25 protein-coding genes and 1 other annotated feature are annotated in these 26,616 nt (G+C 52.5%); of the genes, 8 read left to right on the forward strand and 17 right to left on the reverse strand.

The genetic code is table 11. From position 1 onward, the window contains the following. Positions 1–48 precede the first annotated feature (48 nt). The gene (locus tag SGR01S_RS08385; RefSeq protein ID WP_061807135.1) at positions 49–2,262 is read left to right on the forward strand and encodes a glycosyltransferase; all 2,214 of its coding nucleotides are present in this window, start codon (positions 49–51) and stop codon (positions 2,260–2,262) included. Between the two features lie 82 nt (positions 2,263–2,344). Here the strand turns inward: SGR01S_RS08385 and SGR01S_RS08390 are convergent, their stop codons facing one another. The 10 genes from SGR01S_RS08390 to hisL form a co-directional block, all read right to left on the reverse strand. Further along, complete coding sequence (locus SGR01S_RS08390) at positions 2,345–2,986, reverse strand: hypothetical protein (RefSeq protein ID WP_061807137.1); 642 nt, start codon at positions 2,984–2,986, stop codon at positions 2,345–2,347. Between the two features lie 157 nt (positions 2,987–3,143). Then, the gene (gene hisIE, locus SGR01S_RS08395; RefSeq protein ID WP_061807139.1) at positions 3,144–3,758 is read right to left on the reverse strand and encodes a bifunctional phosphoribosyl-AMP cyclohydrolase/phosphoribosyl-ATP diphosphatase HisIE; all 615 of its coding nucleotides are present in this window, start codon (positions 3,756–3,758) and stop codon (positions 3,144–3,146) included. Next, positions 3,752–4,528 carry an imidazole glycerol phosphate synthase subunit HisF gene (hisF, locus tag SGR01S_RS08400; protein WP_061807141.1) on the reverse strand — a complete coding sequence of 259 codons (777 nt, stop codon included), beginning with the start codon at positions 4,526–4,528 and terminating at the stop codon, positions 3,752–3,754. Before hisF ends, hisIE begins: the two co-directional genes overlap by 7 nt. Next, complete coding sequence (gene hisA / locus SGR01S_RS08405) at positions 4,510–5,247, reverse strand: 1-(5-phosphoribosyl)-5-[(5-phosphoribosylamino)methylideneamino]imidazole-4-carboxamide isomerase (RefSeq protein WP_061807143.1); 738 nt, start codon at positions 5,245–5,247, stop codon at positions 4,510–4,512. Before hisA ends, hisF begins: the two co-directional genes overlap by 19 nt. Positions 5,248–5,252: 5 nt before the next feature. Continuing rightward, positions 5,253–5,843, reverse strand: coding sequence for an imidazole glycerol phosphate synthase subunit HisH (hisH, locus tag SGR01S_RS08410; protein WP_037420102.1), 591 nt, complete (start codon positions 5,841–5,843; stop codon positions 5,253–5,255). Continuing rightward, positions 5,843–6,910 carry a bifunctional histidinol-phosphatase/imidazoleglycerol-phosphate dehydratase HisB gene (hisB, locus tag SGR01S_RS08415; RefSeq protein ID WP_061807145.1) on the reverse strand — a complete coding sequence of 356 codons (1,068 nt, stop codon included), beginning with the start codon at positions 6,908–6,910 and terminating at the stop codon, positions 5,843–5,845. Before hisB ends, hisH begins: the two co-directional genes overlap by 1 nt. Continuing rightward, positions 6,907–7,995, reverse strand: coding sequence for a histidinol-phosphate transaminase (gene hisC / locus SGR01S_RS08420; RefSeq protein ID WP_061807147.1), 1,089 nt, complete (start codon positions 7,993–7,995; stop codon positions 6,907–6,909). The genes hisB and hisC overlap by 4 nt, the downstream gene beginning before the upstream one ends. Continuing rightward, the gene (gene hisD / locus SGR01S_RS08425; RefSeq protein WP_061807149.1) at positions 7,992–9,299 is read right to left on the reverse strand and encodes a histidinol dehydrogenase; all 1,308 of its coding nucleotides are present in this window, start codon (positions 9,297–9,299) and stop codon (positions 7,992–7,994) included. Before hisD ends, hisC begins: the two co-directional genes overlap by 4 nt. Before the next feature lie 4 nt (positions 9,300–9,303). Beyond that, positions 9,304–10,203 carry an ATP phosphoribosyltransferase gene (gene hisG / locus SGR01S_RS08430; protein WP_012006049.1) on the reverse strand — a complete coding sequence of 300 codons (900 nt, stop codon included), beginning with the start codon at positions 10,201–10,203 and terminating at the stop codon, positions 9,304–9,306. Positions 10,204–10,273: 70 nt separating this feature from the next. After that, positions 10,274–10,400, reverse strand: a sequence feature (His leader region). Next, positions 10,376–10,423, reverse strand: a complete 48-nt coding sequence (gene hisL / locus SGR01S_RS24150; protein WP_101495319.1) for a his operon leader peptide — start codon at positions 10,421–10,423, stop codon at positions 10,376–10,378. Its footprint overlaps the feature before it by 25 nt. Before the next feature lie 229 nt (positions 10,424–10,652). Between hisL and SGR01S_RS08435 the strand changes: the two genes are divergently transcribed. The 4 genes from SGR01S_RS08435 to SGR01S_RS08450 all read left to right on the forward strand — a co-directional run bounded on the left by SGR01S_RS08435 (position 10,653) and on the right by SGR01S_RS08450 (position 15,125). After that, entirely contained in the window at positions 10,653–11,477 is an 825-nt protein-coding gene (locus tag SGR01S_RS08435) for an SDR family oxidoreductase (RefSeq protein ID WP_037420092.1), read from the forward strand. A gap of 277 nt (positions 11,478–11,754) precedes the next feature. Next, on the forward strand, positions 11,755–12,444 hold the full coding sequence (locus SGR01S_RS08440; RefSeq protein ID WP_082797611.1) for an ABC transporter ATP-binding protein: 690 nt from the start codon (positions 11,755–11,757) through the stop codon (positions 12,442–12,444). A 76-nt stretch (positions 12,445–12,520) separates the two neighbouring features. After that, positions 12,521–13,453: an ABC transporter substrate-binding protein gene (locus tag SGR01S_RS08445; RefSeq protein ID WP_370452781.1), complete on the forward strand. Its 933-nt coding sequence runs from the start codon at positions 12,521–12,523 to the stop codon at positions 13,451–13,453. Positions 13,454–13,472: 19 nt separating this feature from the next. After that, positions 13,473–15,125 (forward strand): ABC transporter permease, encoded by a 1,653-nt coding sequence (locus SGR01S_RS08450; protein ID WP_172479808.1) that lies wholly within the window; start codon positions 13,473–13,475, stop codon positions 15,123–15,125. Between the two features lie 67 nt (positions 15,126–15,192). Here SGR01S_RS08450 and corA read toward each other — a convergent pair whose 3' ends face one another. Both corA and SGR01S_RS08460 read right to left on the reverse strand, forming a co-directional pair. Beyond that, a complete protein-coding gene (gene corA, locus SGR01S_RS08455) occupies positions 15,193–16,173 on the reverse strand; it encodes a magnesium/cobalt transporter CorA (protein WP_061807152.1) in 981 nt (326 codons plus the stop codon). A gap of 11 nt (positions 16,174–16,184) precedes the next feature. After that, positions 16,185–16,604, reverse strand: coding sequence for a GNAT family N-acetyltransferase (locus tag SGR01S_RS08460; RefSeq protein WP_061807153.1), 420 nt, complete (start codon positions 16,602–16,604; stop codon positions 16,185–16,187). A 131-nt stretch (positions 16,605–16,735) separates the two neighbouring features. Between SGR01S_RS08460 and SGR01S_RS08465 the strand changes: the two genes are divergently transcribed. Beyond that, on the forward strand, positions 16,736–17,845 hold the full coding sequence (locus tag SGR01S_RS08465) for a PQQ-dependent sugar dehydrogenase (protein ID WP_061807154.1): 1,110 nt from the start codon (positions 16,736–16,738) through the stop codon (positions 17,843–17,845). Positions 17,846–17,868: 23 nt separating this feature from the next. Here the strand turns inward: SGR01S_RS08465 and SGR01S_RS08470 are convergent, their stop codons facing one another. Beyond that, positions 17,869–18,489, reverse strand: a complete 621-nt coding sequence (locus tag SGR01S_RS08470; RefSeq protein ID WP_037420083.1) for a glutathione S-transferase family protein — start codon at positions 18,487–18,489, stop codon at positions 17,869–17,871. A gap of 161 nt (positions 18,490–18,650) precedes the next feature. Beyond that, positions 18,651–19,307, reverse strand: coding sequence for an HAD family hydrolase (locus SGR01S_RS08475; protein WP_061807156.1), 657 nt, complete (start codon positions 19,305–19,307; stop codon positions 18,651–18,653). Between the two features lie 291 nt (positions 19,308–19,598). On the opposite strand from SGR01S_RS08475, the gene SGR01S_RS08480 reads away from it, so the two are divergent. Beyond that, entirely contained in the window at positions 19,599–20,630 is a 1,032-nt protein-coding gene (locus SGR01S_RS08480) for an isopenicillin N synthase family dioxygenase (protein WP_115185151.1), read from the forward strand. 189 nt (positions 20,631–20,819) lie between these two features. Here the strand turns inward: SGR01S_RS08480 and SGR01S_RS08485 are convergent, their stop codons facing one another. Both SGR01S_RS08485 and SGR01S_RS08490 read right to left on the reverse strand, forming a co-directional pair. Continuing rightward, positions 20,820–21,965, reverse strand: coding sequence for a trans-sulfuration enzyme family protein (locus SGR01S_RS08485; protein ID WP_061807157.1), 1,146 nt, complete (start codon positions 21,963–21,965; stop codon positions 20,820–20,822). A 13-nt stretch (positions 21,966–21,978) separates the two neighbouring features. Continuing rightward, complete coding sequence (locus tag SGR01S_RS08490) at positions 21,979–23,346, reverse strand: pyridoxal-phosphate dependent enzyme (RefSeq protein ID WP_061807158.1); 1,368 nt, start codon at positions 23,344–23,346, stop codon at positions 21,979–21,981. A gap of 464 nt (positions 23,347–23,810) precedes the next feature. Between SGR01S_RS08490 and SGR01S_RS08495 the strand changes: the two genes are divergently transcribed. Next, entirely contained in the window at positions 23,811–25,016 is a 1,206-nt protein-coding gene (locus SGR01S_RS08495) for a serine hydrolase (protein ID WP_061807159.1), read from the forward strand. A 163-nt stretch (positions 25,017–25,179) separates the two neighbouring features. Here the strand turns inward: SGR01S_RS08495 and SGR01S_RS08500 are convergent, their stop codons facing one another. Further along, complete coding sequence (locus SGR01S_RS08500) at positions 25,180–26,547, reverse strand: L-serine ammonia-lyase (protein ID WP_061807160.1); 1,368 nt, start codon at positions 26,545–26,547, stop codon at positions 25,180–25,182. Between the last annotated feature and the right edge of the window lie 69 nt (positions 26,548–26,616).

Consider the following 26,616-nt stretch of genomic DNA (forward strand, 5'->3'; position numbering starts at 1 on the left):
AAAAATAATCAGCGCAAGTTATTAGAATGATAAAAGGATGAGTTTTTTATGAAAAAGGTTCTTATAGTTACTCCTGATATTGAAGGCCCAATCCGTAATGGAGGAATTGGAACAGCTTTTACCTCACTAGCTGTGAATATGGCGAAATCAGGCTTTGATGTCGAGATACTGTATACCTGCGGTGATTATTCAGAATCTGGCGAAAGAAAAATAGATCATTGGATAGACGTCTATGAAGAACATAAAGTAAAATTAATGGTTCTTCCTCCTTTGAAAGAAATTAATATTGATGCGCCGTATTTCAGAAGGAAAAGCTATAACGTTTACGAGTGGATGAAGGACTCCGAAAGCGCTCATTATGATGTAGTGATATCTTGTGAATGGCAAGCTGACCTTTATTATACGCTTTTGGCTAAAGAACAGGGGCTGTTCTTTGCCGATACTAAATTTATCATTAATACACACAGTTCTACGCTGTGGGCTGATGAAGGGAACTATCAACTTCCTTACGACCAAAATCACATGGAGCTTTATTTCATGGAGCAAAAGGTCGTTGAAATGGCAGATGAGCTCATTAGTCCTTCGCAATACCTTTTGAATTGGATGCGCGATAAGAAATGGGTACTACCCTCCGCGAGTCAGGTTATTCTCAACTGTGAGCCATTTTCTATCAGCCCAACTGATAACGAGATCATTCCCAAAAGTGCAAGAAAATCGGCTTCGGGCATTGAGTTAATCTTCTTTGGTCGCCTGGAAACACGTAAAGGGTTAGATATTTTTCTCCGAGCTTTGCATAACCTAAAAGAAGATGAAGTGGCTAAAATATCTGCCATTACATTCATGGGAAAAGGGGTTGTGGCTGAAGGTTTCAACTCTATTGAGCATATTAGAACCAAAACAGATTCGCTTGATACTAAAGTAAATATTATTACCGACTATGATCGTACTCAAGCTGATGCCTATATTAAAAAAGACAATGCTCTTGTCATTATCCCTTCTTTGGTAGAAAATTCACCATACACGGTCTATGAGTGCCTGATCGGAGGAGTGAACTTTATTGCCTCGTCTGTGGGGGGAATTAAAGAGCTTATTCCTGAAGAAAACCATTCTGATATTATATTTGACCCAACACCGAGCTCACTTTATCAGAAAATTATTTTGAGATTATTAACTCTCAAAATTAAATCGAATTTGGTGCAGGATGTTGATGACATTAAAACATCTTGGGTTAATAAATTTAACGAATCTTTCGCAAGAAGTGAGCTTTCTGCTGATGTAAATCAGGAGCCACTAGTCAGCGTGTGTCTGGTGCACCACGATCGAAGTCATCTGCTTCAACAAGCTATTGCATCTTTAAAAACACAAACGTACTCTAATTTTGAAGTTATCCTCGTCGATGATGGCAGTATTAAAGAAGAGTCCCGACGCTACCTTGACCTACTAAACAAAGAGTTTACGACTAAGGGATGGAAGATTATAAAAAGCTCCAATAATTACTTGGGAGCAGCAAGAAATTTAGCGGCTAAACATGCATCCGGTGAATATTTAATCTTCATGGATGATGATAATGTGGCTAAACCGCATGAGATTGAAACATTTGTACACGCAGCCGTTCACTCGGGTTGCGATTTGCTGACTACGCCAAGCGATTTGATTTATGGCGATGAATTCCCATCACCATTCCGTAAGATGAAAGATTGTTGGCTTCCGTTGGGAGCCGATCTGAATGTGGCTAGCTTCGCAAACTGTTTTGGTGATGCAAATGCAATGATTAGAAAGAGCATCTTCGACAGCGTTGGTGGTTTTACTGAAGATTATGGTATTGGTCATGAGGATTGGGAATTCTTCTGCCGTGTGGCTTTGTCAGGGCATAAAATTCAGCTGGTGCCTGAAGCCTTATTCTGGTACCGCGTCGCTAACAGCGGTATGTTGATTAGTGGTAATAAGAGTAAGAATAACTTCCGTAGTTATCGCCCATTCATGTCTCCTGATAATCAGATCCAATATACAATGGGGTTGATTCCATCCTTTATGGATAAGATAAGTCGGTTGGAACGTGATTTGGCTTTCTACCGTAGTAACCCGAATGTTAATGGCTCAGCAGAAATTGGAGTGATCAATGAGAAACTCGATTACCTAATCTCCCAGCAGAGAGATGGTTGGGCTCACGATCGCTTCAATGCCCTGTTTTCTGCTGTGAACAAGAAGGGCTTCTTCTATCGAGTTGGCCGCAAAATATTTAATACTCTTCGGGGACGTTAAAATAAAAGGAAACGCCGCATACTGCGGCGTTTTTTATATACAGTCTTAAGCACCTTCTCAGAAATTGGTATTTTATTATTTCCTACAGAATGCTGATAGCATTATTAATTATTTTATCCCATCCTTCGATAGAGATATTATCTGCTTGGCTATAGTCGGCAAACCGGTCAATATAGGAAACTAGCACGTGATCATCATGATACTCTACCGTGCCTTGTTTGTTGATATCATCGCTTTGAAACACTACCAGTATTTTGGTTTTCCCACACTGGTTAAGTTTACCAGCTAGTTGCCTGATAATAGACATGTCAATCTGATTGTTGTTTTTTTTGATAACGAAAACACGATTCCCTTCTTTTAGTGATATTTTGAACTTATTGACTAAGTAATCTATTTTCTCTTTTTCTATCAAGTATTTTTCTTTTATTTCTTTATCACTGTCTTCAAAAACCCAATTCCCGTCTATTTGGTGACTGTACAGTTCTGTATGGAAAATAATACCGTTCGTATTGTCAATCAACATATTTCTCCAGGTGGGCTGAAGGTTATCTAGTCTATAGAATCCATCAAAATCGCTGGAGATTAAATTTAAAACATCTTGGTGGTCTTTGATTAGCGACCAACGGAATAAGCTACCGCTTTCAATACCTTTCGAACGTAGATAAAAACCGAACTCACAATTGTCACCCATGCTTTCAAAGCATGAAAGTTTTTCGTTTATCATATCATTAATCCTAACATGTTGTTTACATATCAGTTTCAATATAGGATCAAAACGGTATTTTTGGAAAAAAAGGTGTTAGAACGTGACGGTAAGCGGTTTAGTCAAATGTTGGAAGTGTTGAGGCACGAAAAAATCGTGCCTCGAAGACGATAGGTAATTATTTCTGATGCCGCTCGCGCAGGCGGCCAATCACTTTGCTCAAGTCCAAATCCTGATCTTGCAGCAGCACCAACAGGTGATAAATCAGATCGGAAGCTTCGTTGGTCAGTTCTTCACGGTCGTTTACTGTGGCGGCCAGCGCGGTTTCTACGCCTTCTTCCCCCACTTTCTGCGCGATGCGTTTAGTGCCACTGGCATACAGACTTGCCGTGTAAGAGCTGTCCGGGCTGGCAGTCTTGCGCTCAGCGAGCAGTTGTTCTAGCTGATAGAGAAAACCCCAATCGCTGTTGGCTGGGTAGAAACAGCTGGTGTTACCCAGGTGGCAGGTTGGGCCTATCGGGTTGACCAGAATCAACAGCGTATCATTGTCACAGTCTGGTGTGATGCTGACCACGTTGAGGAAGTGCCCAGAGCTTTCACCTTTGGTCCACAACCGTTGTTTGGTGCGAGAGAAGAAGGTGACCTTGCCGCTTTGCTCGGTCGCGGCCAGTGCTTCCTGGTTCATATAACCAAGCATCAGCACCTCGCCAGAGACGGCGTGTTGCACGATAGCTGGCATCAGATTGTCGGTTTTTTCCCAGTCTAGCTGGTTTTTCTGTTGTTCTGTTAACACACGCGAATCTCCACGCCTTGTTCGACCAGGAACCTTTTCAGGTCGCCAATATTAATGATTTGCTTATGGAACACTGACGCCGCCAGTGCGCCATCAACGTCCGCATCACGGAACGCTTCCAGGAAGTGCTCCATGGTGCCCGCGCCGCCGGAGGCGATCAACGGCACCTTACAGACTTCCCGTACCTGCCGCAGCTGTTCTAAATCGTAACCGTTGCGCACGCCATCCTGATTCATCATATTCAGCACAATCTCGCCTGCGCCGCGTTTTTGCACTTCTTTAACCCAATCGAGAGTTTCCCATTGGGTGACGCGGGTACGGCTTTCATCGCCAGTATATTGGTTGACGTGATACTTGCCGGTTTCGCTGTCAAACCAGGTATCAATACCGACGACAATGCATTGCACGCCAAAACGATCCGCCAGACGGCTAATCAATGTAGGATCGGCCAGCGCTGGTGAGTTGATAGAAATCTTGTCGGCGCCGAAAGAGAGGATCTGGCTAGCATCTTCCGGGCTTTTGATGCCACCCGCGACGCAGAACGGAATATCGATCACTTCTGCTACTCGTGATACCCAGCTTTTATCGACAACCCGGCCGTCGGAGGATGCGGTAATGTCGTAAAACACCAGTTCATCTGCGCCTTCTTGCGCATAGCGTTGCGCCAGCGGTACGATGTCGCCAATGATTTCATGGTTGCGGAATTGCACGCCCTTCACGACTTGCCCATCTTTAACATCCAGGCAGGGGATTATCCGTTTTGCCAGCATGCGATTGCCTCCTCAACGCTAAACTTACCTTCCAGCAGGGCACGCCCTACAATCACACCTTCAACACCACTGCCGCGTAGCTGGGCGATATCGTCCAGATTGCCAATGCCGCCGGACGCCTGGAAGGCGATCTGCGGATAGCGCTGACTAATTTCCTGATACAGCGCGACATTGGAACCGGCCAGTGTGCCATCACGGGAAATATCGGTGCACAATACATGCTTCAGGCCATAAGGCAGAAATTGCTCAACCACCTGCTCCAGCGTGGCGTCAGAATTCTCTTGCCAGCCACTGATGGCTACGCGTTTGGTACCGTCAGCATCGATGCGTACGTCCAGCGCAAGCACCATTGCATCTGCGCCGTAACGTTCAAACCAGCCTTGCACCATTTGCGGTTGTTTTACCGCGGTAGAGCCGATCACTACGCGAGATGCACCGGCCTCCAATAAAGCAGAAACGTCTTGTTCGTTACGAATGCCACCACCAACCTGTACCGGCACGTTAACCCCCGCCAGTAACTTACGCAGTAGAGGGATCTGACGTGCAGTCGGATCTTTGGCACCGGTCAGATCGACCAAATGCAATACCTGTGCACCTTGTTGTTGGTAGTCCTGCAGACGCGGCAGCGGATCGTTACCGTAGTCGCGTTGCTGGCCGTAATCGCCCTGATGCAAGCGCACCACGTTACCGTCGATCAAGTCCAAAGCCGGAATAATCATGCTGCCTACATCTCCAGAAAGTTTTTCAACAGTTGCGCACCGGCCGCTCCAGATCGCTCTGGATGAAACTGCACGCCGAAGAAATTGTCTTTTTGCACGGCGGCGGTGAAGGGCTCGCCGTAGTTCGCCTGGGCGATGGTGCTTGGGCATATCGGCATCGCATAGCTGTGAACGAAGTAGAAGTAAGCACCGTCTTCGATGCCGCGGAACAGGTGATGGCCTGCCTGTGCGGAAACCTGATTCCAGCCCATATGCGGCAGAGGCAGGCCGAAGTCGGTCATCTGCACCACCGGGGTATCGATAATACCCAGCGTATTGATGCCGCCGTTCTCTTCGCTGCTTTTTGCCAGCAATTGCATACCGAGGCAAATCCCCAATACCGGCTGGGTGCAGGCTTTGATCAACTCAATGAGTTCACGTTGTTCCAGTTGATCCATCGCTGCCTGCGCGGTGCCGACGCCGGGTAGAAAGAGCTTGTCGGCGCGCAACACGATCTCAGGATCACGACTGACATCGGGTTGGTAGCCCAAGCGCTGCACCGCATAGGTGACAGAGGCGAGGTTAGCGCAACCTGTATCCAGAATCACCACGTTCATCACAGCACTCCTTTCGAACTCGGGAGGGTAGTGCCCTCAACGCGGATTGCCTGGCGCAGCGTACGACCAAACACTTTGAACAGGCTTTCGACACGGTGGTGGTCGTTTTTGCCTTTGGTTTTCAGGTGCAGCGTACAACCCATGGTGTAGGACAATGAGCGGAAGAAATGTTCGACCATTTCGGTACTAAGATCGCCAACACGTTGATAGTTGAACTCGGCTTTATATTCCAGGTGTGGACGCCCGGAGATATCCAGCGCACAGCGTGCCAGGCACTCGTCCATCGGCAGCACAAAGCCGAAGCGTGCGATACCGCGTTTGTCGCCCAGCGCCTTGTTCAAGGCTTCGCCGAGCGCCAGCCCGGTATCCTCCACCGTGTGGTGATCGTCAATATACAGGTCGCCTTTCACGTCGATGTCCATACGGAAACCGCCGTGGGTGGCTATCTGATCCAGCATGTGGTCGAAGAAACCGACGCCGGTTTTGATCTTGCTGCCACCTTCACGATCCAGCCAGACGTTGACGTCGATTTGTGTTTCTTTGGTTACACGGTTAACCCGAGCGTGGCGATCTCGTTGGGTCAACTGACGAACGATCTCCTTCCAACCCAGCGTTTCACGTTGGTAACGCAATCCCTGAATACCCATGTTTTCCGCCAACTGCACGTCGGTCGGCCGGTCGCCGATCACATAGCAATGGGCAGTATCCATCACACCAGGTTCGAGGTAGCTCTTCACCAGCGCAGTTTTCGGTTTGCGGCAGTCGCAATTGTCCGCAGGAAGGTGCGGACAAATCAAAATATCGTCAAAGTGAATGCCTTGCGAACTGAGGATCTGCATCATCAGGTTGTGCGGAGGGTCGAAGGTTTCCTGCGGGAAACTGGCGGTGCCGAGCCCATCCTGATTGGTGATCATTACCAGCTGATAACCTGCCTGCTGCAAAGCCAGCAGTGAAGGGATCACGTCCGGTTCCAGCGCCAGCTTATCCAGACGATCGACCTGGAAGTCTTCTGGTGGTTCGGCAATCAGCGTACCGTCACGGTCAATAAAGAGGATTTTTTGGCTCACATTGGCTCCTGGCGAGTCTTGTTGGCGCCGGGCAGGGCAGACAGCGCGTCAACCACGCGTTGGCATTCATCACGGGTGCCTATGGTAATACGCAGGCAACCGGATAACCCGGGCTGTTTATTTTGGTCTCTTAAGATAATGCCCTGATCCCACAAGGTTTTAAACACATTACTTGAAGCAGTGAAACGTACCAGCAGGTAGTTACTGTCGCTGGTGAAAACCTGTTCGACGCAGGCACAGTTTTGCAGCGCCTGCTGTAGCCAACTGCGGTTGGCTGCAATCTCGGTAACCCGTTGACGCATCACGCGGATACCTTCGGTACTGAGTGCTTGCGCAGCGATATCTGCGACCGGGGTCGATAGTGGATAAGGGGCGATAACCTTCAGCAACAAGGCGATCAGATCTTCATTACCCAAGGTAAAACCACAACGCAAACCGGCTAACGCAAAGGCTTTGGATAAGGTACGCAGAACAGCCAAGTGTGGGTAGTCGCTCAGCCAGCCAGCCACACTGGCCTGCGGGCAGAACTCGATATAGGCTTCGTCAACCGCGACGATCGCCTTGCCTTTGGCCATTTCGAGCAGAGTACGCAGATCGTTCGGGTCGATCAGGTTCCCTGTCGGATTGTTAGGGCTGCAAACATAAATCAGTTTAACGTTGTCCAGGCTGTCAGCGATAGCAGGCAAATCCAGTTGCCAATCCTGCTTGGTCGCTACAGTACGACGTTCTACACCGAAGGTTTCTGAGCTGACGGCATACATTCCGTAGGTCGGTGGGCAGAACAGAATGGCGTCTTTGCCCGGTTCGCAGAAGGCGCGGATCAGCAGTTCAATGCCTTCGTCCGCCCCACGACTGACCAGCACCTGTTCCTTTTTAACCCCTGCATAATCGGCATAGCGCTCGATTACCAGCGCCGGTTGGCACTCCGGGTAGCGGTTAAAGGTCTGCGCGGTCAGTTGGAATTCCGGGGCGATCGGGTATTCGTTGGCGTTTAACCACACGTCGCCGTTCCCCCCCAAGCGGCGGGCTGATTGATACGGGGTCAGCTCGCGAACGTTGGCGCGCGCCAGGTTTTCAATGCTCATGCTTGCTCCTTCAATGCGGCAACGCGCAGGGTTACGGCGTTTTTGTGGGCAATCAACTGCTCGGCAGCGGCCAGGGTTTCAATGGTGGCGGCCAGGTTCATAAAGCCCTGCGGCGTCAGCTCTTGTACCGTCATGCGCTTTTGGAAGTCCGCCAGCCCCAAACTGGAGCAGGTGGCGGTGTAACCATAGGTCGGCAGTACGTGGTTGGTGCCGGATGCATAGTCACCGGCAGACTCCGGTGACCAGTCACCGAGAAACACCGAACCGGCGCTGGTGATGCTGTCGACCAGAGCGCGGGCGTCGCGGGTCTGAATGATCAGGTGTTCCGGACCATATTGATTGCTGATGTCTACGCATTCGGCCAAATCTTTGGTGACGATCAATCGGCTACTGGCCAGCGCCTGACGTGCAGTTTCGGCGCGTGGTAATTGTGCCAGTTGCTGTTCTACGGCAACGCGGACTGCCTGCGCCATTGCGGCATCGGGGGTTAACAAGATCACCTGCGAGTCCGGGCCGTGCTCTGCCTGCGACAGCAGATCCGAGGCAACGAATGCCGGGGTGGCACCAGCATCGGCGATCACCAGCACTTCGGAAGGGCCGGCTGGCATATCGATGGCAGCCCCGTCCAGCCGTTGGCTGATTTGGCGTTTGGCTTCGGTAACAAAGGCATTGCCCGGCCCGAAGATTTTCGCCACGCGTGGTACGGAGTCGGTACCGAAAGCCATGGCGGCAATTGCCTGCGCGCCACCGACCTGAAAAACTTCTTTGACGCCGCACAGTTGTGCAGCATACAAAATTTCATCGGCAATCGGCGGCGGTGAACACAGCACTACGCGACGGCAACCGGCGATACGTGCCGGTGTCGCCAGCATCAATACGGTAGAAAACAGCGGCGCGGAGCCGCCGGGAATATACAGACCGACTGAATCGATCGGGCGGGTTACTTGCTGGCAACGCACGCCCGGCTGGGTTTCCACATCAACCGGTGGCAGTTGTTGTGCATTGTGGAAAGTCTCCACATTAGCGACCGCTACGGCCATCGCCTGTTTGATCTCATCACCCAGGCGGGCGCTGGCAGCGGCTATTTGCTCTGCGGTGACGCGCAGTGCACCAACTTCGGTTTTATCAAATTTGGCGCTGTAATCGCGCAACGCTTGATCGCCATTGGCCTTCACGTTGTCGAGGATTTCGCTCACCGTGCGGGTGATGCTGTCCGAGGCGGAGATTGCCGGACGCATCAGCAATGCTGTGCGCTGTTCGGCGCTGCAGTCTGCCCAGTTGACCAGAGTATTGAAGTTCGACATGGCCTTACTCCATCATCTTCTCAATAGGCAACACCAGGATCGAGCTGGCACCGAGCGCTTTCAGTTTTTCCATGGTTTCCCAGAACAGGGTTTCGCTACTGACCATGTGCATTGCGACGCGGTTTTGCGCACCGGCCAGAGGCAGAATGGTTGGGCGTTCGGCACCCGGCAGCAGCGCGACGATTTCGTCCAGGCGCTCACTTGGCGCGTGCAGCATGATGTACTTGGATTCACGCGCCTGGATCACGCCTTGAATACGGGTCATCAGGCGGTCGATCAATTGCTGTTTGGCTTCCGGCATTTCGCCATCGCGTTGGATCAGGCAGGCTTTCGAGCGATAGATGACTTCAACTTCACGCAGGCCGTTAGCCTCCAGCGTGGCGCCGGTGGAAACCAGGTCACAAATGGCGTCGGCCAAACCGGCACGCGGGGCGACTTCAACTGAACCGTTCAGCAGGCAGGACTTGAAACGTACGCCTTGTTTATCGAGGTACTGTTTCAACAAGTGCGGGTAAGAGGTTGCGATGCGGGCGTCTTGCAGGCTTTGCGGGCCGGTATATTCACTGTCGAGTGAGGTTGCCAGTGACAGTCGGCAACCACCGAAGTCCAGGCGACGTAGAGTGAAGTAGCGCGGGTCTTCGCCCTGAGCGCGGCGAGTGAGCAGCTCTTCTTCCAGCACGTTCTCACCAATAATGCCCAGATCAACCACGCCGTCCATCACCAGGCCCGGGATATCGTCATCACGTACGCGCAGGATATCAATCGGCATATTCTCTGCGAAGGCAATCAAGCGCTGTTGCTGCAGGTTGATTTTGATGCCACAGCGCGCCAGCAATTCCTGGGATTCATCACTCAGGCGGCCCGACTTCTGCATTGCTATCCGTAAACGTGTTTTGTCCAGCATGGTAACCTCTGTTTAATCTGTAAATTTATGAATTTATTTTAAAAATTATTTTTTCTGTCTGTCCGAAGCCAAAAAAAAACCCTCGGAAGAAATCTTCCGAGGGCTCTCTCTTGCATTCTGCGCGCCACTGGAAGATTAAAAAACCGTCTTCCAGCACACATCGCCTGAAAGACTAGTCAGGATGATGGTGATGATGGTGGCTGAACTGAATGCGTGTCATGGTGTTTTCTCTGTATAAAGTCGCTACAAACTCAATTGCTAATTAACCTAAACTATCCGTCGTCATTCACGCAACCCTTTTTTATCGTCATAAATTTAATTTATTGAAACGGGTTGAGTTATTAGCTATACGCGGTTTTATCTAAGCTTAAGCAGGGTGGATTGTATCACTACACGGAGTGGCGTAGCCTTAACGGGTAAAGCGCTGCAATCTTCAAGAGAGGAAGATAATGAAAAAGGTCGCCATTATTGGTTTGGGTTGGCTGGGAATGCCGTTGGCCCTGTCGCTGATGAGCCGTGGGTTTGACGTCGTTGGCAGTAAAACGACGCCAGACGGCGTTGAAGCCGCGCGGATGAGCGGAATTGAATGCTATCAGCTGGAAATGACGCCAGAGCTGATTTGCGAACCGGACGATTTGGAGCCGCTGTTGCGTGTTGACGCGCTGGTGATAACGTTGCCGGCCCGCCGCACGGTTGAAGGCAGCGAGAATTATTTTAATGCTGTGCGCATGCTGGTGGACAGCGCGATGGCGTTCGGTGTGCCACGCATCCTGTTTACCAGTTCTACCTCGGTATACGGTGAAACCACGGGTACGGTACGTGAAGATTCACCGCTGAAGCCGGTGTCACCTTCTGGGCAAGTGTTGGCTGAGCTGGAGCGCTGGTTGCATGAGTTGCCAAACACCTCGGTGGATATTTTGCGTCTGGCAGGCTTGGTGGGGGTAGATCGCCATCCAGGACGTTTTCTTGCAGGTAAAGTCGATGTCAAGGGGGGCTCACAAGGGGTCAATCTGGTGCATCAGGACGATGTGATCGCCGCCATCCAACTGCTGCTAAAACTGCCGAAAGGCGGTCATGTTTATAACTTGTGCGCACCGGGCCACCCGACAAAGCGCGAGTTTTACCCGGCGTTGGCTGAACAGTTACACCTGACACCACCGCAGTTTGCTGTCGAAGCTGAGCAAGATGGGCGGTTGGTCGACGGCAGCCGTATCAGTAATGAGTTGGGGTTTGAGTATCAATACCCTGACCCTGCACGTATGCCGCTAAATTAATCGTTTGAATAAGCCCTGCCGATTGCGGGGCATTTTTTTATGCTGTCATCTGAGTGTCTTCACACTGTAACTCAATCGTCTTACCTCCTGCCTACAATCGCCTTTCCGATATAAAGTCCCAAAGAGGATGACCCATGTTATTAATGCATTTCCTGCCAACGGTGCGGGCGGTTGCCCCATGCCGGTATCTCTCCCAAACTGAAGTTTGGGTTCCGCCATCTACGTTATTTATCCAGCCACGTTGTTCTCTGCGGCCTAAGCGTTATGGGCGGCTGCCATGAGCGATGACGCACGTGGACCGATATCCATTACCGCATCAGGCCTATGTTACCGCATCGCGGGCCAACCGATCCTGCAACAAGTCGACTTGACCATTCCTGCCGGATATACGCTGGCGCTATTAGGGCCTTCAGGCTGCGGTAAAAGCACCTTGCTGAAGCTGTTAGCCGGGTTGCTACAGCCTGATCAGGGCAGCATTTCGTTTGGCGAACAGAAGGTGGCTGACTCGCACTACAGCCTGCCACCGGAACAACGCAATTTGGGCATGGTGTTTCAGGATTACGCCCTGTGGCCGCATATGAGCGTGGCGCAGAATGTGGCATTTCCCCTGAAAATGCGCGCGATTGAGCGTTCGCAGCGTCAACAGCGTGTACTGGCTGCACTGGATCGCGTCGGTTTAGCGGATTTTGCCGACCGACGCCCAGCCGAGTTATCAGGGGGACAGCAGCAGCGCGTTGCGCTGGCGCGGGCGATTGTCGCAGAGCCGAAGGTGCTGCTGTTTGACGAGCCGCTTTCAAATCTGGATCGCGACCTACGTGAATCCTTGTCCCATGAAATGGCCTCTCTGTTACGCCAGTTGCGCACCACGGCAGTGTACGTCACTCACGATCGCAATGAAGCGACGGTGTTGGCGAATCGCGTGGCGCATATGGCTGGCGGGCGCATTGCTGAAATTACCTCCCTCTAATGGCTTAAGGATAAATAACATGTTCTTTCAACAACGTATTTCAGGCCGTATTGCAAACACAGGAGTCACTCTAGCTATGGCATTGTCCTTCGCCATGATGAGCAGCAGCGCACAAGCGCTGACGCTGTATACCGCAGGCCCTGGATCGTTAGCCAAGAAACTGGCTACCGGTTATGAAAAGCAAAGTGGGGTCAAGGTTGATATTTTCCAGGCGACCACAGGAAAGGTGATGGCGCGCCTGGAGGCCGAGCAGGCTAATCCGCGGGCGGATGTATTGATTTCTGCATCCTGGGATACCGCGACAGATCTGCAACAACGTGGTTGGTTATTGGATTATCAAAGCCCTAACGCAGCGGAAGTCCCGGCGCAGTTTAAAACGCCGTCCTACGTTGCGCAGGGGATTTCGGCCCTGGGTATTGTCTGGAACAGTAATAGCGGCACGCAGGAACCTAAAGATTGGCGCGATCTGGCGCAGCCAGCGTTTAAAGACAAGGTCACTACGCCCGATCCTGCGCTTTCCGGTGCTTCTCTTGATCTATTGTTGGGGTTGCAACAAGCTCAGGGCGAGCAGGCCTGGCAACTGTTTGACAGCCTGAAATCCAACGGTGCCATCATTGCCGGGCCGAATGCGCAGGCGCTGACGCCGGTATTACAGGGCGCTAAAGCGGCGGTGTTCGGTGCGGTGGACTACGTCTCTTATAACAGCATGGCGGACGGTGAAGCGATCAAAGTGATCTTCCCGTCGAGCGGCACAGTCATTGCGCCAAGACCGATGATGATCCTGAAGTCGACTCAACATGCTGATCAGGCTCGGGCATTTATCGACTATGTTCTCTCCCCTGAGGGACAACGGGCGGTAGCGGATGCGTGGTTAATGCCTGCACGACAGGATATTGATGCCAAACGCCCGCTGTTCAAAACACTCAAACTGTTACCACAAGGGGATGCTCCGGCGGCCTCACGTTCAGCGGTGCTCGATCGCTTTGCCACGCTATTTGGTCAACGATAAATTGCGTGCGGGGGAAATGATGAAACGCGCGCTATTGCCTGGTACCACGGTGACCGTTTTGTTGCTGTTGGTCGCGATGCCGATGTTATTTGTGTTGCTGCAAGCGGTATTTCCGGCGTTAGCACAGGGGTCGTTGGCGAAGCCATTCAGCGCTTTTCCCGTGTTGTTGGCGGATCCCACGTTGTTTCGGCAACTGAGTGACACGCTGTGTGTCGGAGGGGGCGTAGCATTGGTCAGCGCGGTGCTGGGTATACCGCTGGGGGCGCTGAGAGGGCTGTTTGCGTTGCCCTACGCTCGATTATGGGATTTGCTGTTCCTGATCCCTTTTTTACTCCCGCCTTATATTGCGGCGCTGTCATGGATGTTGGCATTGCAACCCAGTGGCTATCTGGAGCAATTGCTGCCAATACGCTTAAGTGGGCTGTTGTTCTCACTCCCGGGAGTGATCCTGGTGATGTCGCTGAATATCTTCCCTGTGGTGTATTTTGCCGTTTCGCGCAGTATGGCGGCAGCCGGTAGCCGCTTGGCGGAAGTAGCACGTGTACATGGTGCCGGGCCATGGTGTGCATTTTGGCGTATTACCTTGCCACTTGCTGCTCCGGCTATTGCGGCCAGCGTGTTGCTGGCCTTTACGCTAGCGATAGAGGAATACGGCGTCCCGGCGGCGTTGGGCGCGCGAGCAGGTGTCCTGGTGCTAACGTCGGGTATCGAACAGCGTCTGGCTGACTGGCCAATCGACCTGACTGGAGCGGCAATATTATCGTTGATTTTGGTCGGATTGGCATTGAGTGCGTTTTGGTTACAGCGCGCCATTGCCGGGTCGATGCAAGTGGAAACCACCACGGGCAAACCGGTCACGATATCGATACGCTCGCTGGGAAGCTGGCGCTGGCCGGTTGTCATGTTGTTTAGCATAGTGGCATTACTGGCTGCGGGATTACCGTTGGCGTCAATGTTGGCAACGGCTTTTTCCGCCACGCTCTCTGGTGGATTGTCGTGGAACAACATTACGCTAGGGCATTTCACTCCATTGCTTGAGCCGGACAACGATGCCTTTTCAGCGTTAAGCACCAGCCTGTCACTGGCGCTAGGAGCGGCATTTTTAACCGGAGTTATCGGCTTTCTGGCCGCATGGCTGGTGGTTGGTGAGCGGGTGCGCGGCGCCGTTTTGATTGATGTGCTGTCATTACTGCCGGCGGCATTACCAGGAATTGTTGTTGGAGTGGGATTGATTCTGGCCTGGAATCGCAGTTTTTGGCCGTTGTCACCCTATAACACCTGGGGCATTTTGCTGCTTGCTTACAGCTGTGTACTGTTGCCTTATCCGGTGCGCTATGCCAGTGCGGCCCTGCGCCAGATTGGCGGTAACGTAGAGGCCGCAGCCCGGGTCCATGGCGCTTCGCCGCTGCAAGCGTTGCAATGGGTCATGTTGCCTCTGGTGTTTCCCAGCCTACTGGCGGCAGCGATGTTGGTGTTTGCCGTCTCGGTACGGGAGTTGGTGACCTCATTGCTGTTATCTCCGGCTGGCGTGCAGACCGTGTCTGTTTTTGTCTGGCGTCAGTTTGAACAAGGCTCGGTAGGGGATGGTATGGCGATGGCCAGTGTCGCGGTGGTGCTGAGTTTAACAGTGATGTTGCTGGCCATGAGACTGCATCAGCGGCATAACGGTTGATCGGCGGTAATGTATTGCCCCGACTAACCTGTAAACGCGGGGCTGTGTATGACAGCCCCGTTATTGGCTAGAGCCAGCCGGATTTTTTCAGTTTCTGATACAGGAAGAAGCAGCCGACGGCGGTCACCCCGAGGATGGTGTGATAGGCCCACGGGAACTTCAGTTCCGGCATATTGGCGAAGTTCATGCCATACAGACTGAATATTACTGTTGGGATCGCCAGAATTGCCCCCCAGCCTGCGAGCCGTTTCACTACTTCGTTCTGTTTCACGGTGACGAGGGCCAGATTGACGTGCATCGCGTTGGTCAGCATTTCGCGCATATCGTCGATGTTGCTGACCACCTGGCGTGCGTGGTCCTGCACGTCGCGCACATAGGCGCGCAATTCTTTTGGGATCACCTCTTCATGCAGGCGAATTAGCTGGTTGCAGATTTCTTCCATTGGCATTGCCGCATTGCGCAGCGCCAGCAGGTGCCGCCTTAGCGTATAAACATTCTCAATGGCGGCTTCGTCAAACTCAGATTTGAACATGTTGGCTTCGATGGCTTCGATATCTGCCTCGAACTTCGCTACCACACTGCGGTAGTTATCCACCACAAAGTCCATCACTGAGTACAATGCAAAACCCGGCCCGCGGCACATTTGTTTATGGTTTTCTTCAGCCTTGGCACGAATTGGCGCGTAGCTGGGGGATGCACCATGGCGCACCGTGACCAGGAAATTCTTGCCCACGAAAAAGTGTGTTTCACCGTACTCGACTTCGTCTTTGCCCCACTGTGCGGTTTTGACCACGATAAACAATGAATCACCGTAGGTTTCGAGTTTCGGTCGCTGGTGGGCGCACAATGCGTCCTCAATTGCCAGATCATGCAGCCCAAACTCTTCCTGCACCTTGCGCATAAAGGCGTCTTCCGGCTGCCATAAACCGAGCCAGACAAAGGTATCCGGCTGTTTGACCACCTCACTGATGTCGTCAATGGTCACTTCACCTAGCCGTTTACCGGCTTTGTATGCCACGCAGTTCACAACCATGGTTGTGGTTTCCATCAGGTCACCTGTTATGCAGTCAGTGTTTTGGTAAGAAAGTAGCACTCATGCTCTGTTGGGTAATTTTTCAGTGTCATCTGCAGTTGATAACCGAGCTTCTCGTAGAAGGGGCGCGCCTGAAAACTGAAAGTATCTAAACGAACATAACGACAGCCACGCGCAATAGCTTCTTGTTCAGCTGCCAGCAGTACTTTACGGCCCAACCCGCTACCACGCTGCGAGTCCGCCACCCACAACCAATCAACGCTTAGCCAATTGCCCCAGGTTTCGGCTGTCACCCCGGCGATAACTTCGCCAGCATCATTCTGGCTGTAGACAGCAAGCGGCTTACGCTGAGTAGGGTCAATGTACGGGCTATTGTGCGCTCTCAGGCCTCTGCTGATGGCGTCTCGGACTTCTTCGCTGAGTGAATCGGTTACGGTAATGTGCATACATCCTCCTTGTTTATCCGTTAACTTAAGCACAGTCTGGCTAAAAGGCAACATATTGAAAATTAAAACAAACGTTGCAAGTGGTCTGCTGGACTACACTGAATGAACCCGTTTCTATCCAGGAGGATGCCATGCGGAGATTCGCCATGATGATTGCACTGCTGCTATTTAGCGGTTTGCTGCATGCTGCGCTGAAGGTTACGCAATTACAGGATAAGTTAGAGCACCCTTGGTCGCTGGCATTTTTGCCTGGTGAGCAGAGCATGTTAATCACAGAACGACCGGGCCGTCTGCGATTGTGGCAACAGGATAAAGGTTTGTCAGCGCCAATTATCGGTGTGCCACAGGTGTATGCAGAAGGCCAGGGCGGGTTGCTTGAAGTGCTGTTAGCGCCAGACTTTGCTGACAGCAGACGAGTCTACCTCAGCTTTGCCGAAGTGGGTGAGAACGGTAAGGCGGGGACGGCAGTGGGCTATGGCCGGCTAAGCGCCGACAACCGGCGACTGGAAAATTTCAGAGTGATTTTTCGTCAGCAACCGAAACTGTCGGTCGGTAATCACTTCGGTGGCAAGTTGGCATTTGATCGTCAGGGCTATCTGTTTATTGCTTTAGGAGAAAATAATCAGCGGCCGACGGCACAGGATCTGGACAAGTTGCAGGGCAAGATCGTGCGGTTAACTGCCGACGGGGCGGTACCACCGGATAATCCGTTTGTTGGCCAGAGCGGAAAGCGGGCGGAAATCTGGTCCTATGGTCACCGTAACCCACAGGGCTTGGCACTGAATCCGTGGAGTGGCGTCATTTGGGAGCATGAGCACGGTCCGCGCGGTGGTGATGAGATCAATCTTCCGCAGGCAGGAAAAAACTACGGTTGGCCGATCGCCACTTACGGTATCAATTACTCCGGACTGGCGATCCCAGAGGCGCAGGGGCAAAAAGTGGCAGGTACCGAACAGCCATTACATTACTGGCCGGTGTCGCCAGGGATCAGCGGCATGGCCTTCTATGACGGCAAACGCTTTGCTGATTGGCAAGGGTCTTTGTTTATTGGCGCGCTGGCGCAAGAGGCGTTGATTCGTCTAACACTACAGGGTGATAAGGTAATTGCTGAACAACGGCTACTGGAAGAGCGTGGGGAACGCATTCGTGAGGTGCGGACCGGGCCGGATGGCTATCTTTATCTATTAACCGATTCGAGTAATGGAAAGTTGCTACGGGTTGGGCTGACTGAGAAATCATAGCGCCCCAGAGGGGCGCATAAAACTCAGGTTAGCTCACTCATTACACCGCGTTGGTAAGCTGGGCGTTCGGTCAGTTTCTGGTACCAACGCTCCATGTTCGGGCGTGGTTGGCGCGTAATCGGCATGGAGAACCAGGCGTAAGCAAAGCTACCCAGTGGGATGTCGCCAATACCGAACGACTCACCGGAAAGATAAGGCTGACGGCCCAACGTTTCTTCCACGATGTCGAAGTGCTTTTCCAGCGTGGCGATCGCCGCTTCAATCTTGGCCATGTCGCGCAGTTCCGGCTTGGTGCGTACCAGGCCCCAGAACACCACGCTAAAGTGGCTGACAATGGTAGCGGTGGTCCAGTCCATCCATTTTTCTGCACTGGCACGAGCCTGTAGGTCCTGCGGGTAGAATGGCTCGCTGCCATATTTAGCCGCCAGATAGCGGACTATGGTATTGGACTCCCACAGCACGAAATCATCGTCTTGCAGCAGTGGCACCAGACCGTTCGGATTCAATGAACGGTAGAGTTCATCGTTCACCTTACCGAATGCACCACCGGCATTAATGTGGGCGTAATTCAGCTCTAACTCGGCTGCGCACCACAGTACTTTCCTGACGTTATTCGAATTTTCTCGACCCCAAATGGTCAGCATAGAACGCCTCTTTATGTGGGTTAATTGACCTAAGCTGTTATACCCGCTGCCTTTCAAGCTGCAGGTACCTGGTTGCAACTTGAAATTCATAGGGTATATACGTACGCCACAATTGTGCGGTTGTCACACTGGAAGGCATTTTTTGCCGACGGTGACGATATTTAGCGTTCCCAGCGGCAGATTTCCCAACCGTGCTCAACGGCCAGCGCGTTGAGTTCACTGTCTGGGTTGATCACCGTAGCGCTGTCGACATATTGCAGCATGGCTTTGTCGTTAAGTGAGTCGCTGTAGCCGTGGCTGTGTTCAAAGATCAATTCCGGGTGTTCTGCCAGCCACTGTTTCAAACGGGTCACTTTGCCCTGTTGGTAAGTCATCGTGCCGTAGGTGTTGCCGGTGAAGCGGTCGTCTTGCACTTCGACACCAATCGCCAGTGCGCCATCAGCACCGAGCTGCTCGGCAATCGGGGCCACCAGATGTTCACCGGTGGCGGAAATAACCAGAATGCAGTCACCGCGCTCGCGGTGCCACAACAGCCGCTCACGGGCGGCCGGGTAGACACGCGGCAGAATATCGCGACGGATATAACGTTGTACCCAACCGGCAACCGTTTGGGTACTCATGCCGGTCAGGGGGGCCAGGGTGGCTTGCATGTAGTCCTCCATGGACAGCTTTCCCTGATAATAGAGCTGCATGAGCTGCTGTTCCTGCTGTTCCAGTTCTGCCGGCGCAAACCCCTCGGCGACCAGCCAGCGGATCCACAGGCTGGCGCTGTCATCATCAATCAGGGTTTCATCCAGGTCGAATAAGGCTAAATCCATCAGTATTTCTCCGGCATGCAGGGAGGGAAATGAGGTGTATACAGAATAGCGGATACCCTAAGCCGCCAGCCAGTGGCGACAACGAAATTGCGCAGAGCATAAGAAACATTGATGACAGTTTTGCGACACTTTGTTGAACGTTTGCATAACTTAGAACGCAACAATATTGGCTCGGTTCTTTGGCAGGGTGGTAACTATAGGGTAATGCACTGGCCATCCAGGAGTTAAAGATGCTGATAATTCGCCTTTATGCCGGTCCGATTTTTGTCGGGAATGATGAGGAACAGGATAATGAAACAACCACCACTGACGCTGAAGACACTGCCGCTGCTGGATCTTTCGCAGCTTGATGGTGATGCGCGTCAGCGGCAGGCGTTTCTTGACAGTCTGCGTGTTGCGGCACGAGACGTCGGCTTTTTTTATCTGCGTGGGCATGGCATTGATAGTGCCCTCAATACGCAACTGCAACAGCTGGCCAGGCAGTTTTTTGCCTTGCCGGAAGCCGAAAAATTGGCGGTACAAATGGTGCGTTCGCCGCACTTTCGCGGCTATAACCGCGCTGCGGACGAACTGACTCGAGGACAACCGGATTGGCGCGAACAGTTCGACATCGGAGCAGAACGCCCTGCGCTGCAATTGGCGTATGAAACGCCGCGTTGGGCGCGTTTACAGGGGCCGAATCAATGGCCTGAAGCACTGCCTGAACTGAAACCCTTGCTGTTGCAGTGGCAGCAAGCGATGACCGTGATGTCGTTGCGCCTGCTGCGTGCCTTCGCGTTAGCACTTTCATTACCGGAACACGCATTTGATTCGCTCTACGGCGATAAACCCAATGAACATATCAAACTGATACGGTATCCGGGACGTGAGGCCACCACCAGCGGGCAAGGGGTAGGGGCCCATAAGGACTCTGGCTTTCTTAGTTTTTTACTGCAGGATCGGCAGAAAGGTTTGCAGGTTGAAATTGATGAAGGACGGTGGGTAGACGCGGAACCGCGCGAAGATACCTTTGTGGTCAATATCGGCGAATTGCTGGAGCTGGCAACCAATGGCTATCTACGTGCCACGGTACATCGGGTGGAAACGCCGCCCGCCGGGAGTGATCGTCTGTCGATAGCCTTCTTCCTGGGGGCGCGACTTGACGCTGTGGTGCCACTGTATCAGCTGCCTGCACATCTGGCGGCCGAGGCTCGCGGCCCGGTTAGCGATCCGCATAATCCGCTGCTACGCGATGTGGGCTTTAACTACCTGAAGGGGCGAATTCGTTCTCACCCTGATGTGGCGCAGCGCTATTATCAGGATGTTATTGGTGCCGGAATTTGAAAAACAAAAGGTCCGAATTCAGACGACTGATAATGTCGGTTATTAGGGAGAGCGTGCCGAAGGGGTCGTAGCAGCTTTAGCTGCCGGAGTGCCCCTCGGTGCGCCAGGCCCGGGTATCTCAAACTGAAAGGCAACTGAAAAAGGTCTGGCACCTAGCCAGGCCTTCCCATTTTAACCCGAGGGCTACGATTACTCCGCCAGAGCCTGTTGCAGATCAGCAATCAGATCTTCCGCATCTTCAATGCCCACCGACAAACGCAGCAACTGTGGCGTGATGCCGGTTTTCAAGCGTTGTTCCAATGGGATCGACGCATGGGTCATGCTGAAAGGTTGACTGATCAGGCTTTCCACACCCCCCAAGCTTTCTGCCAGCGTGAACAGGTGCGAGCGCTTGATGACTCGACGTGCGAAGGCATCGTCACCTTTCAATCGTACCGAAATCATACCGCCAAAACTGCGCATCTGTTTTGTTGCCAGTGCATGCTGCGGGTGGCTCGGCAGGCCCGGGTAGTAGACTTCTTCCACCTGCGGCTGGTTTTCCAACCATTGAGCGATATGCAAGGCGCTTTGGCTGTGGCGTTCCATACGTAGTGCCAGCGTACGGATGCCGCGCAGCGTCAGGAAGCTGCTGAATGGATCAAGAATGCCGCCTACCGCGTTCTGCAAAAAGCCAAGCTGTTCGGCCAATTCTGGGTTATCCCCTACGGCCGCAACCCCTGCAACCACATCGGAATGGCCGTTGAGGTATTTAGTTGCAGAATGCACCACGACATCAAAACCAAGATCCAGCGGGCGCTGAATGTAAGGTGAGGCGAAGGTGTTGTCTGCTACGCTGATCAAACCGTGCTTTTTGGCGATGGTAGCGATGGCGCTCAGATCGGCCAGTTTCAGCAGCGGGTTGGTCGGCGTTTCCACCCAGATCATTTTTGTATCTGGTTCAATGGCTTGTTCCAGGGCAGCAATGTCTGCTGGGGAAACATAGGTAACGCGCAAGCCGGCAGTACGGCTACGTACTTTTTCCAGTAAGCGGTAGGTACCGCCGTATAAGTCGTCAACAGCCACTAAATGGCTACCCTGATCGAGCAATTCCAATACCGTTGAGCAGGCAGCCAGGCCGGAAGCAAAGGCATAACCGCGGCTGCCGCCTTCCAGTTCAGCAATGGCGCTTTCTAATGCGGTACGCGTTGGGTTGGCGCTGCGCGAATACTCGTAACCAGTATGCTCACCCGGTGCCGGCTGGGCATAGGTGGACGTGGCATAAATAGCAGGCATTACTGCCCCAGTAGCATCCGGCGTGTAGCCGGCATGAACGGTCAACGTATCAAACTTGGCCATACAATCATCCTTATTAACGTAATTTTTGGCGCCAGGCGTTAAGTACGTCTGTGCGGGTAATCAAACCGAGGAAGCGTTCGCCATCGAGTACCACAGCGACGTGCCCGTGATTGAAGGTGGCGAGCAAATCCTGATAACTGGCTTCTTTTTGCAACGTCTTGACCGAATGGGTCATGGCGCGGGTGGCGGGTAGGCTGAAGTGGTTGGCATCCGCCTGTACGGCATTGAGTAGATCCCATTCGTCGATCAGACCGACCACGCGATCGCCTTCCAGTACCGGTAATTGCGAGATGTCATACAGACGCATACGGGCATGAACGATCGCCAAAGTGTCTTCCGGTGCTACCGATACCGCAGCACCTTCGTCATGACGGTAGGCGATCAGATCGCGTAGATCGCCATGCTGTGGTTTGCTTAACAGACCTTGTTCCAGCATCCAGTGGTCGTTATACATTTTAGACAGGTATTTATTGCCGCTGTCGCAGACGAACGTGACCACGCGTTTTGGTTCAGTCTGTGCCTGGCAATAGCGCAATGCGGCTGCCAACAGTGTGCCGGTGGATGACCCCGCCAGCACACCTTCTTTGCGTAACAGATCGCGCGCAGTAGTGAACGCCTCGGCGTCGCCGATACGGTAGGCATTACGTACTTGATTGAAGTCGCTCAGTGGTGGAATGAAATCTTCGCCGATGCCTTCTACTAGCCAACTGCCAGCCTCACCGATCTGGCCGTTATCGAGATAGTCCGCCAGGATTGAACCTGCGGGGTCAGCCAACACAAACTCGGTCTGCGGTGATACCTCTGCGAAATATTGACTCAGCCCACCCAACGTGCCGCCGGAACCGACGCCGACGACGATGGCATCGACCTGGTGGTCCATCTGCTGCCAAAGTTCTGGTGCGGTGGTACAGGTATGAGCGGCAGGGTTGGCCGGGTTGTTAAACTGATCGATATAGAACGCTCCGGGGATCTCGCTCGCCAGACGTTTGGCATAATCCTGATAGTAAGCCGGATGGCCTTTACCCACATCGGAACGGGTTAAGACGACGTCCACACCCAGTGCACGCAGATGGAAAATCTTCTCCCGGCTCATTTTGTCCGGCACCACCAGCACCAGCTTATACCCCTTCAGTGCTGCCACCAGGGCCAGCCCCAAACCGGTATTTCCCGCAGTGGCTTCAATAATGGTGCCGCCGGGTTGCAAGCGGCCTTCACGTTCTGCCTGTTCGATCATCGATAAAGCAACGCGATCTTTGATCGATCCGCCGGGGTTTTGATTCTCCAGCTTGACGAACAGCCGGCAGGGGCCGGTTTCGAACTGGGTCAGTTCCAACATCGGGGTGTTGCCGATCATATCGATGACGGAGTGCGGTATTGCCATGAGGATCTCCAGAATAATTCGGTTTAAAGGCCGTTATCTGGATGATAGCGCTGCAAATATGCGTATTAAAAAGAACAAATAACCTATCAATATTCATTTTTGGAATATATTAATCTAATTTGGACGTATAGATAGACAGATGTTCAGCAGTTAAGAAGTTTAGCCGTGTAGCCATGGGTGGCATAAAAAACAGGCATGCGGGTGGCTTTTCATCCAATTTTCGCCTGAGAGCGTACAGTTATGTAAAAATGCTGAAAATTCACGCTAAACCCTGCAAAAATAAGATGAATCTAATAAACTCACAGCAAGGGCATTTTTGGTGCGCCGTTCACCCGTCATGGGGCCGCAGGGAGTCTGCGGTTGGCAAACGCGTGCCGGGCTACTCTCGCTGGTTGGCTGAAAACGTGAATATGTTTGAAAGTTAACGCTATTTCAATGATTTGAATGGACACTCTGGCGACGTCATGATGAAAAGAAACTTATCCACCACCCTGAAAAAATTAACGTTTAGCGTCAGCATACTGTTGTTGGCTGCTCCTGTTGTACAGGCGGCCGAAGCGCCGGCTGCTCCGCAGATTGATGCCAAGGCCTACGTGCTGATGGATTACAACAGCGGTAAAATCCTGACGGAGGGCAACGCCGATACTCGTTTAGATCCCGCCAGTCTGACCAAGATCATGTCCAGCTATGTGATTGGACAGGCGATCAAAGCCGGTAAGATCAAGCCGGAAGATATGGTGACAGTAGGCAAAGACGCATGGGCAACCGGTAATCCGGCGTTGCGTGGTTCTTCACTGATGTTTATCAAACCGGGCGATCAGGTGCCGGTGATGGAGCTGAACAAAGGCATTGTCATTCAGTCGGGTAACGACGCCAGTATTGCGCTGGCCGATTATGTCGCGGGTAGCCAGGATTCGTTTGTCGGGTTAATGAACAACTACGCCAAATTGCTGGGTCTTCAGAACACCCATTTCCTGACGGTACACGGACTGGATGCGGAAGGGCAGTACAGTACAGCACGTGACATGGCATTGCTGAGTCAGGCACTGATCCGCGATGTGCCGGATGAGTACGCGCTGCATAAAGAAAAAGAGTTCACCTTCAACAAAATCCGCCAGATTAACCGCAACCGTCTGCTGTGGAGTTCCAATCTGAACGTGGATGGCATTAAAACCGGTTATACCGGTGGTGCCGGTCACAACTTGGTCGCATCGGCTACTGACGGTCCGATGCGTTTGATCTCGGTAGTGCTGGGTGCACCGAGCGATCGTATCCGCTTTAGTGAAAGTGAAAAATTGCTGACCTGGGGTTTCCGCTTCTACGAAACGGCCACGCCGATCAAAACTGACAAGCCGTTTGTTACCCAGAAAGTGTGGTTTGGCGATGTCAGTGAAGTGCCGTTGGGTGTAGCGAAAGATGCAGCAGTGACTATCCCGAAAGGGCAGATGAAAAACCTGAAGGCCAGTTACAAACTGAACCAGGCGACACTGGAAGCACCACTGGCGAAAAACCAGGTCGTTGGCACCATTGATTTCCAGCTCGACGGTAAAACTATTGAGCAATACCCGCTGGTGGCGATGCAGGAAGTGAAAGAAGGTAACTTCTTCAGCCGTATCTGGGACATGGTGATGATGAAACTGACCCAGTGGTTTGGGAGCGTATTCGGTTAACTTCCCGGTTAATACCGGCAAATGAAAAGGGCGCATTTAACTGCGCCCTTTTTGATTTGTTATAGCCAAAATAATTGAATTTGCGGCAAGTGCGTGAGTCCCCAGAAGCTTACTCAGGTAAGTGACTGGGCAATACAGATGCTGCTTCAAGCATGAAGGGCATTCAGTTACAGGCCACCACTTTGATTGCCAACCCGCCTTGCGACGTTTCACGGTATTTGGCATTCATGTCTTTGCCCGTCTCATACATGGTTTCGATGACCTTATCCAGGCACACACGCGGCTCGCTGGTGCGACGCAATGCCATACGTGCGGCATTGACTGCCTTCACAGCAGAAATCGCGTTACGCTCGATACAGGGCACCTGAACCTGACCCGCCAGTGGATCGCAAGTTAGCCCCAGATGGTGTTCCATGGCGATCTCGGCCGCAATACAAACCTGCGCCGGACTAGCGCCCATTAATTCTGCCAATCCCGCTGCTGCCATAGAACAGGCAACGCCCACTTCCCCTTGGCAGCCCACTTCGGCACCGGAAATAGACGCGTTCATCTTATACAACGCGCCGATCACGCCGGATGTCAGGAAGTAACGGCTATATGAATTAGGGTTTACCGGGCGAATAAATTGGTCGTAATAGGCTAACACCGCAGGGATGATGCCGCAGGCACCGTTAGTTGGGGCGGTCACCACGCGGCCGCCGGCGGCGTTTTCTTCGTTAACGGCAAAGGCGAACATGTTGATCCAGTCAACCACATTCATTGGGTCGATATTGTTCTTATCGCCAGTGACCAGCATACGGCGCAGGGCGGCGGCGCGGCGCTGGACCTTCATCGGGCCAGGCAATAGGCCTTCGGTGTTCATGCCACGTTCGATACCGGCGCGCATCACCTGCCAGACGTCGGCGAAATGAGCGTCGATCTCGGCCTTGCTGTGCAATGCCAATTCGTTTTGCATCACCAGGCCGGACAGCGACAGACCGGCATCTTTGCAGTGTTGCTGTAAGTCACGTGCTGAGGTGAATGGGAAGGGGACCTGTACCGGGTTTGTCGCGGCCAGACCGAAATGCTCTTCATCGACGATAAAACCGCCGCCAGTCGAGTAATAGGTTTTACTGTGCAGCAGTTGCTCATCAGCGAATGCGCTGATACGCATGCCGTTTTCATGCAGCGGCAAATTATCGCCGTGGAAGTTCATGCTGGTTTCCAGCGGGAAATCCACTTCGTGGTGGCCATTGGCCAGCAACAGGCGACCACGTTGCCCAACATCGTGAATAAAACCGGCAATACCGTCGATATCCACGTCATGTGGCAGGTTGCCTGCCAACCCCATGATGATGGCGATATCGGTGTGGTGACCTTTGCCGGTTAACGACAATGAACCGTATACGTCCACCACTACGCGAGTGGTATCCATCAACTGCTGGTTGGCGATCAACTCATCGGTAAATAGCTTGCCGGCTTTCATCGGGCCGACGGTATGGGAGCTGGATGGGCCAATACCAATTTTGAAAATATCGAAAACGCTGACCATAGTCTCGCCTCCTTCTTCAGGTGTTAGGCGTTAATACAGGAAAGGGGGTCGTGCAGAGAAGCCGGCGCA

The sequence above is a fragment of the Serratia grimesii NBRC 13537 genome (assembly GCF_001590905.1).
GTDB lineage: Bacteria > Pseudomonadota > Gammaproteobacteria > Enterobacterales > Enterobacteriaceae > Serratia > Serratia grimesii.

What these genes read in the sequence shown, in the direction of transcription:
- SGR01S_RS08445 (WP_370452781.1), top strand. Translation starts at nt 12,521, where the DNA reads ATGGCATTGTCCTTCGCCATGATGAGCAGCAGCGCACAAGCGCTGACG.
- SGR01S_RS08440 (WP_082797611.1), top strand. Translation starts at nt 11,755, where the DNA reads ATGAGCGATGACGCACGTGGACCGATATCCATTACCGCATCAGGCCTA.
- SGR01S_RS08390 (WP_061807137.1), bottom strand. Translation starts at nt 2,986, where the DNA reads ATGATAAACGAAAAACTTTCATGCTTTGAAAGCATGGGTGACAATTGT.
- hisC (WP_061807147.1), bottom strand. Translation starts at nt 7,995, where the DNA reads ATGAGCATTGAAAACCTGGCGCGCGCCAACGTTCGCGAGCTGACCCCG.
- SGR01S_RS08385 (WP_061807135.1), top strand. Translation starts at nt 49, where the DNA reads ATGAAAAAGGTTCTTATAGTTACTCCTGATATTGAAGGCCCAATCCGT.
- SGR01S_RS08480 (WP_115185151.1), top strand. Translation starts at nt 19,599, where the DNA reads ATGAAACAACCACCACTGACGCTGAAGACACTGCCGCTGCTGGATCTT.
- hisA (WP_061807143.1), bottom strand. Translation starts at nt 5,247, where the DNA reads ATGATTATTCCGGCTTTGGACTTGATCGACGGTAACGTGGTGCGCTTG.
- SGR01S_RS08435 (WP_037420092.1), top strand. Translation starts at nt 10,653, where the DNA reads ATGAAAAAGGTCGCCATTATTGGTTTGGGTTGGCTGGGAATGCCGTTG.
- SGR01S_RS08450 (WP_172479808.1), top strand. Translation starts at nt 13,473, where the DNA reads ATGAAACGCGCGCTATTGCCTGGTACCACGGTGACCGTTTTGTTGCTG.
- SGR01S_RS08475 (WP_061807156.1), bottom strand. Translation starts at nt 19,307, where the DNA reads ATGGATTTAGCCTTATTCGACCTGGATGAAACCCTGATTGATGATGAC.
- hisD (WP_061807149.1), bottom strand. Translation starts at nt 9,299, where the DNA reads ATGTCGAACTTCAATACTCTGGTCAACTGGGCAGACTGCAGCGCCGAA.
- hisG (WP_012006049.1), bottom strand. Translation starts at nt 10,203, where the DNA reads ATGCTGGACAAAACACGTTTACGGATAGCAATGCAGAAGTCGGGCCGC.
- SGR01S_RS08470 (WP_037420083.1), bottom strand. Translation starts at nt 18,489, where the DNA reads ATGCTGACCATTTGGGGTCGAGAAAATTCGAATAACGTCAGGAAAGTA.
- SGR01S_RS08485 (WP_061807157.1), bottom strand. Translation starts at nt 21,965, where the DNA reads ATGGCCAAGTTTGATACGTTGACCGTTCATGCCGGCTACACGCCGGAT.
- SGR01S_RS08490 (WP_061807158.1), bottom strand. Translation starts at nt 23,346, where the DNA reads ATGGCAATACCGCACTCCGTCATCGATATGATCGGCAACACCCCGATG.
- corA (WP_061807152.1), bottom strand. Translation starts at nt 16,173, where the DNA reads ATGGAAACCACAACCATGGTTGTGAACTGCGTGGCATACAAAGCCGGT.
- SGR01S_RS08465 (WP_061807154.1), top strand. Translation starts at nt 16,736, where the DNA reads ATGCGGAGATTCGCCATGATGATTGCACTGCTGCTATTTAGCGGTTTG.
- SGR01S_RS08460 (WP_061807153.1), bottom strand. Translation starts at nt 16,604, where the DNA reads ATGCACATTACCGTAACCGATTCACTCAGCGAAGAAGTCCGAGACGCC.
- hisF (WP_061807141.1), bottom strand. Translation starts at nt 4,528, where the DNA reads ATGCTGGCAAAACGGATAATCCCCTGCCTGGATGTTAAAGATGGGCAA.
- SGR01S_RS08495 (WP_061807159.1), top strand. Translation starts at nt 23,811, where the DNA reads ATGATGAAAAGAAACTTATCCACCACCCTGAAAAAATTAACGTTTAGC.
- hisH (WP_037420102.1), bottom strand. Translation starts at nt 5,843, where the DNA reads ATGAACGTGGTGATTCTGGATACAGGTTGCGCTAACCTCGCCTCTGTC.
- SGR01S_RS08500 (WP_061807160.1), bottom strand. Translation starts at nt 26,547, where the DNA reads ATGGTCAGCGTTTTCGATATTTTCAAAATTGGTATTGGCCCATCCAGC.